Origin of the sequence: Burkholderia theae (genome assembly GCF_048565265.1) — a bacterium.
Classification (GTDB): domain Bacteria; phylum Pseudomonadota; class Gammaproteobacteria; order Burkholderiales; family Burkholderiaceae; genus Burkholderia; species Burkholderia theae.
The window spans coordinates 2,382,620-2,396,928 of the sequence record NZ_CP183461.1 but is presented as its reverse complement, the minus strand read 5'-3'; the positions used below and the strand labels follow the sequence as shown (position 1 = coordinate 2,396,928).

Below are 14,309 nucleotides of genomic sequence, written 5' to 3'. Positions count from 1 at the left end.
CTGGGATTCATTCAGACTGCGATCGCGCGCAGCAATTCGGTTTCGAGCTGGATCTGCAGGCGGTTGTCGGACAAGCCGGCACCCGCGAGCAGGAAGATGTCCTCGACGCGTTCGCCGAGCGTATTGATCCGCGCCGCATGGACGCCGATCCGATGCTCGGCGAGTACGCGCGCGATCGAATAGAGAAGGCCCGGCCGGTCGTTGGCGGACACGGACAGGATGTAGTACTGGCCGCGCTCGTCGGCCCGCAGGTCGACGCGCGGCGTGATCGGAAACGTCCGGGACAGCCTCGACAGGCGGCCCTTGGACGGCTCCGGCAGCGGTGCCGTTTCGGCGAGCCGCGTCGCGAGCTGCTGCTCGACGAGATTCGCGATGTCGCGGTACCGCACGTCACGTTCGGTCTGCGTGACGATGAAGTTGTCGAGCGCATAGCCGTGCCGCGTCGTGCTGACGCGCGCGTCGAGCACCGACAGCCCGTTGCGGTCGAAATACGCGCAGATGCCCGCGAACAGGTCGGGGCGATCCTTCACGTACACGAGCACCTGCAGCGCGTCGCCGATCGGCGACGGCCGCGCGCGGACGATCGCGGTTTCGGCGTTCACGTGCCGGTACAGCACACGCGTCTGCCACGCGATGTCGGCCGCATCGTGACGCAGGAAGAAGCCGATGTCGAGTTGATCCCACAGCGCGCGGTGCGCGTCGTCGGGCACGGTCTCGAGGCGCAGCAGCGCGAGCGCCTGTTCCTGCCGCGACTTCAGTTCCGAATGCGCGTCCGGGTTGGCGCCGCCGAGCACCGCGAGCGTGATGCGGTACAGGTCCTCGAGCAGCTTGCCTTTCCACGTGTTCCACACCTTCGGGCTCGTGCCGCGGATATCGGCGACGGTCAGCAGGTAGAGCGCGGTGAGGCGTCGCTCGTTGCCGACGAGTTCGGCGAAGCGCTTGATGACTTCGGGGTCGCTCGTGTCCTGCTTCTGCGCGACCTGGCTCATCGTCAGGTGATGCTGGACGAGCCACACGATCAGCGCCGCGTCGTCGCCGGAGACGCCGTGTTCGCGGCAGAAGCGCCGCGCGTCGGCCATTCCGAGCGTCGAGTGGTCGCCGCCGCGGCCCTTCGCGATGTCGTGGAACAGCGCCGCGACATACAGCACCCACGGGCGCTCGAAGTTGCCGATCAGCTGGCTGCAGAACGGATATTCGTGCGCATGCTCGGCGACCGCGAAGCGGCGGATGTTGCGCAACACCATCAGGATGTGCTGATCGACCGTGTACACGTGATACAGGTCGTGCTGCATCTGGCCGACGATGCGGCGGAAGTTCAGCAGGTAACGACCGAGCACGCTCGTCTGGTTCATCAGCCGGAACGCGTGCGTGATTCCTTCGGGCTGCTGCAGGATCAGCATGAACGTGCGGCGGTTCTGCGGATCGCGGCGCCACGCGTTGTTCATGATTTCGCGCGAGTTGTACAGCGCGCGCAGCGTGCGTGCGGACAGGCCCTTCACGCCGCGGGTCGTTTCGTACAGCAGGAACGCTTCGAGGATCGCGTCGGGATGGCGCTCGAACACGCTGTCGTCGACGATCTCGAGCATCCCCTGCTTCTCGACGAAGCGATCGGGCGACAGCACGCGCGTGATGCCGCTCGTCGCGGGGAACAGCTGCGCCTCGATGTTCTGGATCAGGATCGTCGCGAGCTGCGTGACGGCTTTCGCGGCCCAGTAATAACGACGCATCAGCTGTTCGCTCGCGCGCTTGGCCTGCGTCGGCTGGTAGCCGAAGCTCTCGGCCGCCTGCGTCTGCAGGTCGAAGACGAGCATGTCCTGACGGCGGCCGGCGATCACGTGCAGCCGTGCGCGCAGCGTCTTCAGGAAGCCTTCGTTGCGGCGCAGCTCGCGCGCTTCGCGTTCGGAGATGAGGCCGCGCGTGTCGAGCTCGCGCCAGCTGCTGCCGAAACCCGCCGCGCGTGCGATCCACAGGATCGTCTGCAGGTCGCGCAGCCCGCCGGGGCTTTCCTTCACGTTCGGTTCGAGGCTGTACGGCGTGTCCTGGAACTTCGCGTGGCGCTGGCGCATCTCGAGCACTTTCGCGGTGTAGAACGCGCGTGCGTCGAGTGCCTCGTGGTAGCGCACCGTGAAGCGCTCGAACAGCGCGGTGCTGCCGACGATGCGGCGCGCTTCGAGCAGGGATGTCTGTACCGTGACGTCCTGCGACGCCTCCTCGATGCACTGCGCGACCGTGCGCACGCTGCTGCCGATCTCGAGGCCGAGATCCCACGCCATCCCGATGAAGCGCTCGATGCGTGCATCGAGCGCCGGATCGTGCGCATCGGGCAGCAGCACGAGGATGTCGACGTCGGAATAGGGCGCGAGCTCGCCGCGCCCGTAGCCGCCGACGGCGACGAGCGCGAGTGTCGCGGGCAGCCCGCATTCGTCCCACACGCGCTTCAATGCATCGTCGGTGAGTTTCGACAGCGCGTGCATCAGCGACGCGACGTTCGTCGCGCGGCGAAAGCGCTCGAGCATGTCGGTCTTGGCGGCCTTGAATTCGGCGCGCCGCGACAGCGCTTCGGGAGAGGGGGCAGCGTGAGCGCTCATGGGCGGCCGTTCAGGTTCGGGCGGGGCGGGCGGGCGCGACGGCGCTCAGACCGCGGCGGTCGGTTGCGCGAACACGGGGCGCGCCGGCGTGCCGGCCGACACGGTCAGCACGTCGTAACCGGTTTCGGTGACGAGCACCGTGTGCTCCCACTGCGCGGACAGGCTGCGATCGCGCGTCTTGACCGTCCACTGGTCGGGCATCGTGCGGATGTCGCGCTTGCCGGCGTTGATCATCGGCTCGATCGTGAAGATCATCCCGGGCTTCAGCTCGATGCCCGTGCCCGGCCGGCCGTAATGGACGACCTGCGGATCCTCGTGGAACACCGTGCCGATGCCGTGGCCGCAGTATTCGCGCACGACGCTGTAGCCCTGCGCTTCCGCGTGCTTCTGGATCGCGTAGCCGATGTCGCCGAGGTGCGCGCCGGGCTTGACCTGGTCGATGCCGAGCCACATGCACTCGTAGGTGGTCTGCACGAGGCGCTTCGCGAGGATCGAACCCTCGCCGACGATGAACATCCGGCTCGTGTCGCCGAAGTAGCCGTTCTTGATCACGGTGACGTCGATGTTCAGCGCGTCGCCGTTCTTGATCACCTTCTCGCCGGGAATGCCGTGGCAGATCACGTCGTTGACGGAAATGCAGGTGGCCTTCGGGTACGGCGGGTAGCCGGGCGGCTGGTAGTTCAGCGGCGCGGGGATCGTGCCCTGCTCGTTGAGCATGAACTCGTGGCAGAGGCGATCGAGTTCGGCGGTCGTGATGCCCGCGACGACGTGCGGCGTGATGAAGTCGAGCACTTCGCTCGCGAGACGGCAGGCGACGCGCATCTCGGCGATATCGTGTTCGTTTTTGAGCGTAATAGCCATCGAGGTATGCCTGGAATGCGGTGAATTGACGGATTATCGCACCTTATGGCGGGCCTCGCAGCCCCTGCCGGCCGCGCGGATGCGGGTTTTCGCGGATTGTCCGGCCGGCTGCCCCGCGGCAAGCGAAAGTGGTGCGCGACTTGAGAGCGGACAAATCGGCGTGCTATACTCTTTGGCTAAGTCGATATCCAAATGCTGAGTTTTCCCCATCTTGGGGCAGCATCACGGTGAAAGGCTTACGGCACGGGCATTCCGCACGTGCCGAATCGCAAGCCGGCGCAACCAGGGTGCCGGCCGCGCTGAATTCGACGCCCTTCGGGGCAGGTTCGCGCGGCGGTACGGCGGCCGGCTTAAGACCCAACCCTCGTGGAGAATTTACATGGCAGTTACGATGCGCCAAATGCTGGAAGCGGGTGTCCACTTCGGTCACCAGACGCGCTTCTGGAACCCGAAGATGGCTCCGTTCATTTTCGGTCACCGCAACAAGATTCACATCATCAACCTCGAAAAGACGCTGCCGATGTTCACGGACGCACAGAAGTACGTGCGTCAGCTGGCAGCGAACCGCGGCACGATCCTGTTCGTCGGTACGAAGCGCCAGTCGCGCGACACGATCGCTCAGGAAGCGCAGCGCGCAGGCATGCCGTACGTCAACGCACGCTGGCTCGGCGGCATGATGACGAACTTCAAGACGCTGAAGGTGTCGATCAAGCGCCTGAAGGACATGGAAGCAGCCGTCGAATCGGGCGAAACCGAGAAGATGAGCAAGAAGGAAGCGCTGCTGTTCGAACGTGAGATCGCCAAGCTGCAAAAGTCGATCGGTGGCGTGAAGGACATGGGCGGCATTCCGGACGCGATCTTCGTCGTCGACGTCGGCTACCACAAGATTGCCGTCACGGAAGCGAACAAGCTGGGCGTGCCGGTCATCGCCGTGGTCGATACGAACCACTCGCCGGAAGGTGTGGACTACGTGATCCCGGGCAACGACGACTCGAGCAAGGCAGTCGCGCTGTACGCTGAAGGCGTGGCCGACGCGATCCTCGAAGGCCGTGCGAACGCGGTCAACGAAGTGGTCCAGGCAGCGCGCGGCGACGACGAGTACGTCGAGGAAAACGCGTAACTGGCCCCGAGCCGGCGCAAAAAGGGGGCTCTCAACAGGCCCCCTTTTTTTAAGCTTGTGCGCCGGACCTGATCGCGCCGAATCGGCGCGGGTCCGGAAACGAATCTCGGCCGTCCGCGTCAAAGCGGGCGGCGTTGTGAATACAGACTCAAGGAGCGAATGATGGCGGCAATTACCGCAAGCATGGTGGCAGAACTGCGCGCAAAGACCGACGCACCGATGATGGAGTGCAAGAAGGCGCTGACGGAAGCCGACGGCGATCTGGCCAAGGCTGAAGAGCTGCTGCGCGTCAAGCTCGGCAACAAGGCGAGCAAGGCGGCATCGCGCGTGACGGCCGAAGGCGTCGTCGCATCGTTCGTCGGCGGCAACGCAGGGGCGCTGGTCGAGCTGAACTGCGAAACCGACTTCGTCGCGAAGAACGACGACTTCCTCGCGTTCTCGAAGACGGTCGCCGAACTCGTCGCGACGCAGAACCCGGCCGACGTGGCCGCGCTGTCGGCGCTGCCGCTCGAAGGCTCGACGGTCGACGCAGTGCGTCTCGCACTGGTCGGCAAGATCGGCGAGAACGTGTCGATCCGCCGTTTCGTCCGTTTCGAAACCGCGAACAAGATCGCGACGTACCTGCACGGCGCGCGTATCGGCGTGATCGTCGAGTACACGGGTGGCGAAGAGCAAGTCGGCAAGGACGTCGCGATGCACATCGCGGCAATGAAGCCGGTCGCGCTGTCGTCGGCTGATGTTCCGGCCGAGCTGATCGAGACGGAGCGCCGCGTGGCCGAGCAGAAGGCTGCGGAATCGGGCAAGCCGGCCGAGATCGTCGCGAAGATGGTCGACGGGAGCGTCCAGAAGTACCTGAAGGAAGTGTCGCTGCTGAACCAGACGTTCGTGAAGAACGACAAGCAGACGATCGAACAGATGCTGAAGGCAGCGAATGCCGCAGTGCAAAAGTTCGCGCTGTTCGTCGTCGGCGAAGGCATCGAGAAGCGCCAGGACGACTTCGCCGCCGAAGTGGCCGCGCAAGTCGCAGCAGCAAAGCAGCAGTAAGCAGTCAGGCAGTATCCGCGGCGGGCGTCCGCTCCGCCGCGGTCGGCGCCGCCGCCGGCCGGCCGGGAAACCCGGTCCGACCGTCGGCGCTTGCCCGAATCAGTATTTCGCCCCTACAGTTCGTGGTTGTCATCCTCTCGTCGCTCGGAAGCCCCTATGTCCAATGCCTATAAACGCGTCCTCCTCAAACTCTCCGGCGAAGCGCTGATGGGCGACGATGCCTTTGGCATCAATCGCGCGACGATCGAACGGATGGTGGCCGATATCGCCGAAGTCGTGCGTCTCGGGACGCAGCTTGCGGTCGTGATCGGCGGCGGTAATATTTTCCGCGGTGTCGCGGGTGGCGCAGCCGGCATGGACCGCGCGACCGCCGACTACATGGGGATGCTCGCCACGATGATGAACGCGCTGGCGCTGCAGGACGCGATGCGCCACGCCGGCATCGAGGCGCGCGTGCAGTCCGCGCTGCGGATGGACCAGGTCGTCGAGCCGTACATCCGGCCGCGCGCGATCCGTCAGCTCGAGGAAGGCCGCGTCGTGATCTTCGCGGCCGGCACGGGCAACCCGTTCTTCACGACGGACACGGCCGCCGCGCTGCGCGGTTCGGAAGTGGGCGCCGAGGTCGTACTGAAGGCGACCAAGGTCGATGGCGTATATTCTGCCGATCCGAAGAAGGATCCGGCGGCCACGCGCTACACGACGATCAGCTTCGACGAGGCGATCAGCCGCAACCTGCAGGTGATGGACGCGACGGCCTTTGCGCTGTGCCGCGACCAGAAGCTGCCGATTCGCGTGTTTTCGATCAACAAGCCGGGCGCGCTCAAGCGCATCGTGCTGGGCGAGGACGAAGGTACGCTCGTCCACGTGTAAACTCCCGCGGATGCGGGTCGTCGGCCCTGGTGCGCATGGTGCGCCGGGCAGTGCCCGCGTTTTTTGAAGGTTTGAAGGTTCGGAGGTTGAAATGAGTGTCGCTGATACCAAGAAGGGCGTCGAGCAGAAGATGCAGCGCTCGATCGATGCATTCAAGAGCGATCTGGCGAAGATCCGTACGGGCCGTGCGCACACCGGCATGCTCGATCACGTGCAGGTCGACTACTACGGGTCGATGGTGCCGATCTCGCAAGTCGCCAACATGACGCTCGTCGACGCGCGCACGATCGGTGTGCAGCCGTGGGAAAAGCCGATGGTCGCGAAGGTCGAGAAGGCCATTCGCGAAGCCGATCTCGGCCTGAACCCGGCAACGTCCGGCGACCTGATCCGCGTGCCGATGCCCGCGCTGACGGAAGAGCGCCGCCGCGAGCTGACCAAGGTCGTCAAGAGCGAAGGCGAAACGGCCAAGGTCGCGATCCGCAACCTGCGCCGCGACGCGAACGAAGCGCTCAAGAAGCTCGTGAAGGACAAGGAAATCTCGGAAGACGACGAGCGCCGTGCGAGCGACGACGTGCAAAAGCTGACCGACAAGCACGTGGCCGAAATCGACAAGCTCGTGCAAAGCAAGGAAGCCGAGATCATGACGGTCTGACGACCGTCCTCGCGCGCCGCCTTCTTCCCGCATTACTGTCTCAACGGCCATGACCTATACCAGCTCTACCGTTCGCGTGCCTGACGTCGGCGTCGTGCCGCGTCACATCGCGATCATCATGGACGGCAACGGCCGTTGGGCGACCGAACGCCGCTTGCCGCGCGTCGCGGGGCATACCCGCGGCGTCGATGCCGTACGGGCAGTGGTCGAAGGCTGTGCGCGCGCCGGCGTCGAATACCTGACGCTGTTCGCGTTCAGTTCGGAAAACTGGCGTCGGCCGAACGACGAAGTGTCGTTCCTGATGCGGCTGTTCATCACCGCGCTCGAGCGCGAGGTCGGCAAGCTGCATGCGAACGGGATCCGCCTGCGTGTCGTGGGCGATCTCGATCGCTTCGAGCCGCGCATTCGCGAACTGATTCGCCGCGCCGAAACCAAGACGGCGCGCAATACCCGTCTTACGCTCACCATCGCGGCCAACTACGGCGGCCGGTGGGACATCCTGCAGGCGACGAAGAAACTCGTCGAGCAGGCCGTGCGCGAGGGCCGCGAGGTCGAAGTGACCGAGGACGCGTTCGCGCCGCACCTGGCGATGGCCTATGCGCCGGAGCCGGATCTCTTCATCCGTACCGGCGGCGAGCAGCGCGTCAGCAACTTCCTGCTGTGGCAGCTCGCGTACGCCGAGTTCTATTTCACCGACAAATACTGGCCGGATTTCGACGGCGCGGCGCTGGCCGACGCGATGGCGTCGTATACCGAGCGCGAGCGCCGTTTCGGGCGCACGAGTGCGCAGCTCGAACCGCAATCGCAGAACGCCGATTCCCTTTCATGCTGAAAACCCGTGTGATCACGGCGCTCGTGATGCTGGCGGTGCTGCTGCCGGTGACGCTGTTTGCGCCGCTCGGCGCGTTCGGGGCGCTGATCGGCGCCGTGCTCGTGTTTGCCGCGTGGGAGTGGGCGCGCCTGCTGAAGCTCGGCGGCGCCGGCCCGGTCGTCTATGCGGTCGTCGCGGCGCTTGCGCTGGCGGCCACCACGCCGCTCGGCATCGACGTGGCTTCGTCCCGTCCCCTTTTCATGGCGGCCGGCGTGTTCTGGCTGCTGGTCGGTCCGTTCGCGTTGCGGCGCAAGCCCGAACTCGCCGGCGGCGTGTGGCGGCCGTTCCTGCTGGCAGCCGGCCTCGTGATGTTTGCGGCCTGCTGGCATGCGCTCGTCGCGGCGCGCGCGCAGGGCGTGCCGTTCGTGCTGTCGCTGCTTCTGGTCGTCTGGCTGGCCGATATCGGTGCATACTTCGCGGGCAAAGCCTTCGGAAAGCGTAAACTGGCCATCACGATCAGTCCCGGGAAAAGCTGGGAAGGCGCGATCGGCGGCTGGCTCGCGGTGATGCTCGTCGCCGGCGTCGCGATGGTCGCGCATGCGTTCGAGCCGACCCTGTTTTCTGCATTCGCCGCGCGCTACGGTATGCCCGGTGCATGGGCCGCGCTGACGCTGCTGGTCGCGTACAGCGTGATCGGCGACCTGTTCGAGTCGCTGCTGAAGCGGCAGGCGGGCGTGAAGGATTCGAGCGGACTGCTGCCTGGCCATGGCGGCGTGCTCGACCGTGTCGACGCGCTGCTGCCGGTGCTGCCGCTCGCGATGCTGCTGCTTGGTTAAACCACTATCTCTGTTATGCAAAAACGTCTGACATTGCTCGGTTCCACGGGCTCGATCGGAGACAGCACGCTCGACGTGGTCGCGCGCCACCCCGAACGATTCTCGGTCTACGCGCTGACCGCGCACCGCAACGGCGACAAGCTCGTCGAGCAGTGTCTGCGCTTCGCGCCTGAAGTGGCGGTGGTCGGCGATGCCGCGACGGCCGCGCAGGTCGACGCGAAACTGCGCGCGGCGGGCAGCAAGACGACCGTGCTGCACGGGCCGCAGGCGCTCGTCGACGTGTCGAAGAGCGACGGCTGCGACACGGTGGTCGCGGCGATCGTCGGCGCGGCGGGCCTCGCGCCGAGCCTCGCGGCCGCGCGTGCGGGCAAGCGGATCCTGCTGGCGAACAAGGAAGCGCTCGTGATGTCGGGCGCGATCTTCATGGACGCCGTGCGCGACCATGGCGCGATCCTGCTGCCGGTCGACAGCGAACACAACGCGATTTTCCAGTGCATGCCGCGCGACGCGGCCGAGCACGGCGGGATCTCGAAGATCATCCTGACCGCGTCGGGCGGCCCGTTCCGCACGCGCGAGCCGGCCACGCTCGTCGACGTGACGCCGGACGAGGCGTGCAAGCACCCGAACTGGGTGATGGGCCGCAAGATCTCGGTCGATTCCGCGACGATGATGAACAAGGGCCTCGAGGTGATCGAGGCGCACTGGATCTTCGGGCTGCCGGGCGACCGGATCGACGTGCTGATCCACCCGCAGAGCGTGATCCACTCGCTCGTGTCGTACCGCGACGGTTCGGTGCTCGCCCAGCTTGGCAACCCCGACATGCGCACGCCGATCGCGCACGCGCTCGCGTTCCCCGATCGCGTCGATGCGGGCGTCGACCAGCTCGACCTCGCGCAGATCGCCCAGCTGTCGTTCGAAAAGCCCGATTACGCGCGCTTCCCGTGCCTCGCGCTGGCGCTGAAGGCGCTTGAGGAAGGCGGTATCGCGAGCGCGGCATTGAACGCGGCGAACGAAGTTGCGGTCGAAGCGTTTCTCGAGCGCCGGATCGGCTTCATGGCGATCGCGGCAACGGTCGACGCCGTGCTCAACGCGCTGCCGAACCGTGCACCCGACGGGCTCGACGACGTCCTGGCGGCGGATGCCGAGGCACGCCGCCTTGCCGCCGCGATCATTGCAAAAGCGCCTGCGCCCCGCGTGGAACGTACTGTCTGAATGGAGTGCTCATGAACGTGCTGGTCGAACTGATCGCGTTTGCGGTGGCGATCGGGGTGCTGGTCGTCGTGCATGAGTACGGACATTATCGCGTCGCGCGCTGGTGCGGCGTGAAGGTGCTGCGTTTCTCGATCGGCTTCGGCCAGCCCGTCGCGCGCTGGGTCAGCCGCAGGACGGGCACCGAGTGGACGCTGTCCGCGCTGCCGCTCGGCGGCTACGTGAAGATGCTCGACGAGCGCGATCCGGGCCCCGGCATCAAACCCGAGGAGCTCGGGCAGGCGTTCAACCGGCAGTCGGTCTACAAGCGCATCGCGATCGTCGCGGCCGGGCCCATCGCGAACTTCCTGTTGGCAATTGCGCTGTTTTCCGTTGTATTCGCCACCGGCGTGACCGAGCCGGCCGCGGTCGTCGCGCCGCCGGCGGCCGGTACGGCGGCGGCGCGCGCGGGTTTCGACGGCAGCGAGACGATCGTGTCGATCCGCAACGCGCAGGGCGGCGAGTCGGAGCCGGTGCGATCGTGGTCGGACCTGCGCTGGAAGCTGCTGGCGGCCGCGTTCGATCACCGCGAGATCGTGCTCGGCGCGCGCGACGGCAGCGCGACGTTCGATTTCCGCGTCGACCTCCGCAATGTTCCCGAAAGTCAGCTCGACGACGATTTCATGGCCCACCTGGGCTTCGAGACCGGCGGCGGCACGCTGTCGGTCGCGTCGGTGCAGCCCGGCAGCGCGGCGGAGCAGGCGGGCCTGAAGGCCGGCGACAAGCTGGTCGCGCTCGACGGCAAGCCGATCGGCGTCGCGTCGCGTTTCATCGATTCGGTGAAGCACCATGCGGGCAAGGCGCTCGACCTGAAGATCGAGCGCGACGGCGCCGCGCAAACGGTATCGATCGTGCCGCAGATGCAGCGCGACGACGAATCGGGGCAGCAGGTCGGCCGTATCGGCGCGGCGCTGTCGATGCACACGCCGTCGGTCGACGTGCGCTACGGGCCGATCGAGAGCCTGCAGCTCGGCGCGCACCGCACGTGGGACATCTCCGTGTATTCGCTGCGGATGTTCGGGCGGATGATCACGGGCAACGCGTCGCTGAAGAATCTATCCGGCCCCGTGACGATCGCGGACTACGCGGGCAAGAGCGCGCGGCTCGGTCCGTCGGCCTTCCTGTCGTTCCTCGCCCTTGTCAGCATTAGCCTTGGCGTCCTGAACTTGTTGCCGATTCCCGTTTTGGACGGGGGGCATCTGTTATATTATGCGGTTGAAGCCGCGACCGGGAAAGCCGTCTCGGAGCGCTGGCAGCTGATTCTGCAAAGAGCCGGGTTGATCTGCATCGTCGCGTTGTCGGCGATCGCGCTGTTCAACGATCTGGCTCGGTTAATCCATTTCTGAAGCGTCAGGCGGCGGCCGCTCGGCAGCCGCCCGATTTGATGCAGCTAAATATTGGGGATGCATGTTGTTCAAACCTCATCGCTTTGTACCTAAGACAGTTGCGGCGGCCGCGCTTGCCGCTCACGGCCTCGCGGCGCACGCAGCGGCACCGTTCGTGGTGCAAGACATCAAGATCGAGGGGCTGCAGCGCGTCGAAGCGGGTTCGGTGTTCGCATATCTGCCGATCAAGCAGGGCGATACCTTCACGGACGACAAGGCATCCGAAGCAATCCGCGCGCTGTATGCGACGGGCTTTTTCAACGACGTTCGCATCGCCACGCAGGGCAACGTCGTCATCGTGCAGGTGCAGGAGCGTCCGGCCATCGCGTCGATCGACTTCACCGGCACGAAGGAATTCGACAAGGACAACCTGACGAAGGCGCTGCGCGCAGTCGGCCTCGCCGACGGCCGCTACTACGACAAGGCGCTGGTCGACAAGGCGGAGCAGGAGCTCAAGCGCCAGTACCTCACGCGCGGCTTCTACGCGGCCGAGGTCAAGACGACGATCACGCCGGTCGACGCGAACCGCGTGTCGATCCTGTTCGCGGTGGCCGAAGGCCCGAGCGCGAAGATCCGCCAGATCAACTTCATCGGCAACAAGGCGTTCAAGACCAGCACGCTGCGCGACGAGATGCAGCTGTCGACGCCGAACTGGTTCTCCTGGTACACGAAGAACGACCTGTACTCGAAGGAAAAGCTGACGGGCGACCTCGAGGCCGTGCGCTCGTACTACCTGAACCGCGGCTACCTCGAGTTCAACATCGAGTCGACCCAGGTGTCGATCTCGCCCGACAAGAAGGACATGTATCTGACGGTCACGCTGCACGAAGGCGAGCCGTACACGATCTCGGGCATCAAGCTGTCGGGCAACCTGCTCGACCGCGAAGCCGAACTGAACAAGCTGATCAAGATCAAGGCGGGCGACCGCTTCTCGGCCGAAAAGCTGCAGCAGACCACCAAGTCGATCGTCGACAAGCTGGGCGAATACGGTTACGCATTCGCGACCGTCAACGCGCAGCCGGACATCGACCAGGCGAACCACAAGGTGAACCTGAACCTCGTCGTCGATCCGAGCCGCCGCGTGTACGTGCGCCGCATCAACGTCGTCGGCAACACGCGTACGCGCGACGAAGTGGTGCGCCGCGAAATGCGCCAGCTCGAAAGCTCGTGGTTCGATTCGAACCGTCTCGCGCTGTCGAAGGACCGCGTGAACCGTCTCGGCTACTTCACCAACGTCGACGTGACGACGGTGCCGGTCGAAGGCACGAACGACCAGGTCGACGTGAACGTGAAGGTCGACGAAAAGCCGACCGGCGCGATCACGCTGGGGGCCGGCTTCTCGTCGACGGACAAGGTCGTGCTGTCGGCCGGTGTGTCGCAGGACAACGTGTTCGGTTCGGGTACCAGCCTGTCGGTGAACGTCAACACCGCGAAGAGTTACCGCACGCTGACCGTCACGCAGGTCGACCCGTACTTCACGGTCGACGGCATCAAGCGGATCACGGACGTCTACTACCGCACGTACCAGCCGCTCTACTATTCGACGAGCTCGAGCTTCCGGATCATCAGCGCGGGCGGCAACCTGAAGTTCGGCATCCCGTTCTCGGAAGTCGACACCGTCTACTTCGGCGCGGGCTTCGAGCAAAACCGCCTCGACGTCGATTCGAACACGCCGCAGAGCTACCAGGATTACGTGAACCAGTTCGGCCGCGTGTCGAACACGGTGCCGCTGACCGTCGCGTGGTCGCGCGACGCGCGTGACAGCGCGCTGATTCCGAGCCGCGGCTACTTCACGCAGGCGAACATGGAGTACGGCGTGCCGGTCGGCAAGATCCAGTACTACAAGGCCGACCTGCAGGCGCAGTACTACTATTCGTTCTCGCGCGGCTTCATCCTGGGCATGAACCTGCAGGGTGGCTACGGTAACGGTATCGGCAACCCGTACCCGATCTTCAAGAACTACTACGCGGGCGGTATCGGCTCCGTGCGTGGCTACGAGCCGAGCTCGCTGGGCCCGCGCGACACGAAGACGAACGATCCGATCGGCGGTTCGAAGATGGTCGTCGGCAACATCGAACTGACGTTCCCGCTGCCGGGCACGGGCTACGACCGCACGCTGCGCGTGTTCACGTTCCTCGACGGCGGTAACGTGTGGGGCAACGCGCCGGGCGGCACGAGTACGGGCGCCAACGGCCTGCGTTACGGCTATGGTGTGGGTCTGGCGTGGATCTCGCCGATCGGCCCGCTGAAGCTGAGCCTCGGTTTCCCGCTGCAGAAGCACGAAGGCGACCAGTATCAGAAATTCCAGTTCCAGATCGGGACGGCGTTCTGATCGAACGCATGACAACAGCAACGAGAGGGTAATTTTGCTAACCGGTAAGTTTTCGAAACGAGTGATGTGCGCGCTGACCGTTGCGCTGGCCTTGGGCGCGGCAACGGTGCACGCACAGGACGTCGCCCGCATCGCGGCGGTCAATTCGGATCGGATCCTGCGCGAGTCGGCGCCCGCGAAGGCGGCGCAGACGAAGCTCGAAGCCGAGTTCGCGAAGCGCGACAAGGATCTGCAGGACCTGGCGGCGCGTCTGAAGTCGATGTCCGATTCGCTCGACAAGAACGGCACGTCGCTGTCGGCGGCCGATCGTGCGCAGAAGCAGCGCGATCTCGCGCAGCTCGATACCGACTTCCAGCGCAAGCAGCGCGAGTTCCGCGAAGACCTGAACCAGCGTCGCAACGAGGAACTGGCGGCCGTGCTGGAGCGGGCGAACAAGGTCATCAAGCAGATTGCCGAGCAGCAGAATTACGACCTGATCGTGCAGGAAGCCGTGTACGTCAGCCCGCGCATCGACATCACCGACAAGGTGCTCAAGGCGCTCGCGTCCGGCTCGACGAACTGA

The 14,309-nt window shown here is 65.3% G+C and carries 12 protein-coding genes; 10 read left to right on the top strand and 2 right to left on the bottom strand.

Annotated elements, in window-relative coordinates; translation table 11 throughout:
* Positions 1–11: 11 nt before the first annotated feature.
* Both ACN22W_RS11360 and map read right to left on the bottom strand, forming a co-directional pair.
* Positions 12–2,588, bottom strand: a complete 2,577-nt coding sequence (locus ACN22W_RS11360; RefSeq protein ID WP_419684307.1) for a [protein-PII] uridylyltransferase — start codon at positions 2,586–2,588, stop codon at positions 12–14.
* Positions 2,589–2,633: 45 nt separating this feature from the next.
* Positions 2,634–3,449 (bottom strand): type I methionyl aminopeptidase, encoded by an 816-nt coding sequence (gene map, locus ACN22W_RS11355; RefSeq protein WP_129512429.1) that lies wholly within the window; start codon positions 3,447–3,449, stop codon positions 2,634–2,636.
* A gap of 379 nt (positions 3,450–3,828) precedes the next feature.
* Here map and rpsB point away from each other — a divergent pair, with 379 nt between their 5' ends.
* The 10 genes from rpsB (at position 3,829) to ACN22W_RS11305 (ending at position 14,309) form a co-directional block, all read left to right on the top strand.
* Positions 3,829–4,569 carry a 30S ribosomal protein S2 gene (rpsB, locus tag ACN22W_RS11350; RefSeq protein ID WP_011352461.1) on the top strand — a complete coding sequence of 247 codons (741 nt, stop codon included), beginning with the start codon at positions 3,829–3,831 and terminating at the stop codon, positions 4,567–4,569.
* Between the two features lie 162 nt (positions 4,570–4,731).
* On the top strand, positions 4,732–5,613 hold the full coding sequence (gene tsf, locus ACN22W_RS11345; RefSeq protein ID WP_048248633.1) for a translation elongation factor Ts: 882 nt from the start codon (positions 4,732–4,734) through the stop codon (positions 5,611–5,613).
* Positions 5,614–5,769: 156 nt separating this feature from the next.
* Positions 5,770–6,483: a UMP kinase gene (gene pyrH, locus ACN22W_RS11340; RefSeq protein WP_128848396.1), complete on the top strand. Its 714-nt coding sequence runs from the start codon at positions 5,770–5,772 to the stop codon at positions 6,481–6,483.
* Between the two features lie 91 nt (positions 6,484–6,574).
* A complete protein-coding gene (gene frr, locus ACN22W_RS11335; RefSeq protein ID WP_048248629.1) occupies positions 6,575–7,135 on the top strand; it encodes a ribosome recycling factor in 561 nt (186 codons plus the stop codon).
* A gap of 49 nt (positions 7,136–7,184) precedes the next feature.
* On the top strand, positions 7,185–7,967 hold the full coding sequence (gene uppS, locus ACN22W_RS11330) for a polyprenyl diphosphate synthase (protein ID WP_006478494.1): 783 nt from the start codon (positions 7,185–7,187) through the stop codon (positions 7,965–7,967).
* Positions 7,961–8,782, top strand: a complete 822-nt coding sequence (locus ACN22W_RS11325) for a phosphatidate cytidylyltransferase (protein ID WP_129512428.1) — start codon at positions 7,961–7,963, stop codon at positions 8,780–8,782. The genes uppS and ACN22W_RS11325 overlap by 7 nt, the downstream gene beginning before the upstream one ends.
* A gap of 15 nt (positions 8,783–8,797) precedes the next feature.
* Positions 8,798–9,994 (top strand): 1-deoxy-D-xylulose-5-phosphate reductoisomerase, encoded by a 1,197-nt coding sequence (locus tag ACN22W_RS11320; protein WP_129512427.1) that lies wholly within the window; start codon positions 8,798–8,800, stop codon positions 9,992–9,994.
* An 11-nt stretch (positions 9,995–10,005) separates the two neighbouring features.
* Positions 10,006–11,376, top strand: a complete 1,371-nt coding sequence (gene rseP, locus ACN22W_RS11315; protein ID WP_419684298.1) for an RIP metalloprotease RseP — start codon at positions 10,006–10,008, stop codon at positions 11,374–11,376.
* A gap of 61 nt (positions 11,377–11,437) precedes the next feature.
* A complete protein-coding gene (gene bamA / locus ACN22W_RS11310; protein ID WP_193098627.1) occupies positions 11,438–13,747 on the top strand; it encodes an outer membrane protein assembly factor BamA in 2,310 nt (769 codons plus the stop codon).
* A gap of 64 nt (positions 13,748–13,811) precedes the next feature.
* Positions 13,812–14,309, top strand: a complete 498-nt coding sequence (locus tag ACN22W_RS11305; protein ID WP_048248617.1) for an OmpH family outer membrane protein — start codon at positions 13,812–13,814, stop codon at positions 14,307–14,309.

What these genes read in the sequence shown, in the direction of transcription:
- frr (WP_048248629.1), top strand. Translation starts at nt 6,575, where the DNA reads ATGAGTGTCGCTGATACCAAGAAGGGCGTCGAGCAGAAGATGCAGCGC.
- uppS (WP_006478494.1), top strand. Translation starts at nt 7,185, where the DNA reads ATGACCTATACCAGCTCTACCGTTCGCGTGCCTGACGTCGGCGTCGTG.
- rpsB (WP_011352461.1), top strand. Translation starts at nt 3,829, where the DNA reads ATGGCAGTTACGATGCGCCAAATGCTGGAAGCGGGTGTCCACTTCGGT.
- pyrH (WP_128848396.1), top strand. Translation starts at nt 5,770, where the DNA reads ATGTCCAATGCCTATAAACGCGTCCTCCTCAAACTCTCCGGCGAAGCG.
- ACN22W_RS11320 (WP_129512427.1), top strand. Translation starts at nt 8,798, where the DNA reads ATGCAAAAACGTCTGACATTGCTCGGTTCCACGGGCTCGATCGGAGAC.
- ACN22W_RS11360 (WP_419684307.1), bottom strand. Translation starts at nt 2,588, where the DNA reads ATGAGCGCTCACGCTGCCCCCTCTCCCGAAGCGCTGTCGCGGCGCGCC.
- ACN22W_RS11305 (WP_048248617.1), top strand. Translation starts at nt 13,812, where the DNA reads ATGTGCGCGCTGACCGTTGCGCTGGCCTTGGGCGCGGCAACGGTGCAC.
- rseP (WP_419684298.1), top strand. Translation starts at nt 10,006, where the DNA reads ATGAACGTGCTGGTCGAACTGATCGCGTTTGCGGTGGCGATCGGGGTG.
- map (WP_129512429.1), bottom strand. Translation starts at nt 3,449, where the DNA reads ATGGCTATTACGCTCAAAAACGAACACGATATCGCCGAGATGCGCGTC.
- tsf (WP_048248633.1), top strand. Translation starts at nt 4,732, where the DNA reads ATGGCGGCAATTACCGCAAGCATGGTGGCAGAACTGCGCGCAAAGACC.
- ACN22W_RS11325 (WP_129512428.1), top strand. Translation starts at nt 7,961, where the DNA reads ATGCTGAAAACCCGTGTGATCACGGCGCTCGTGATGCTGGCGGTGCTG.
- bamA (WP_193098627.1), top strand. Translation starts at nt 11,438, where the DNA reads ATGTTGTTCAAACCTCATCGCTTTGTACCTAAGACAGTTGCGGCGGCC.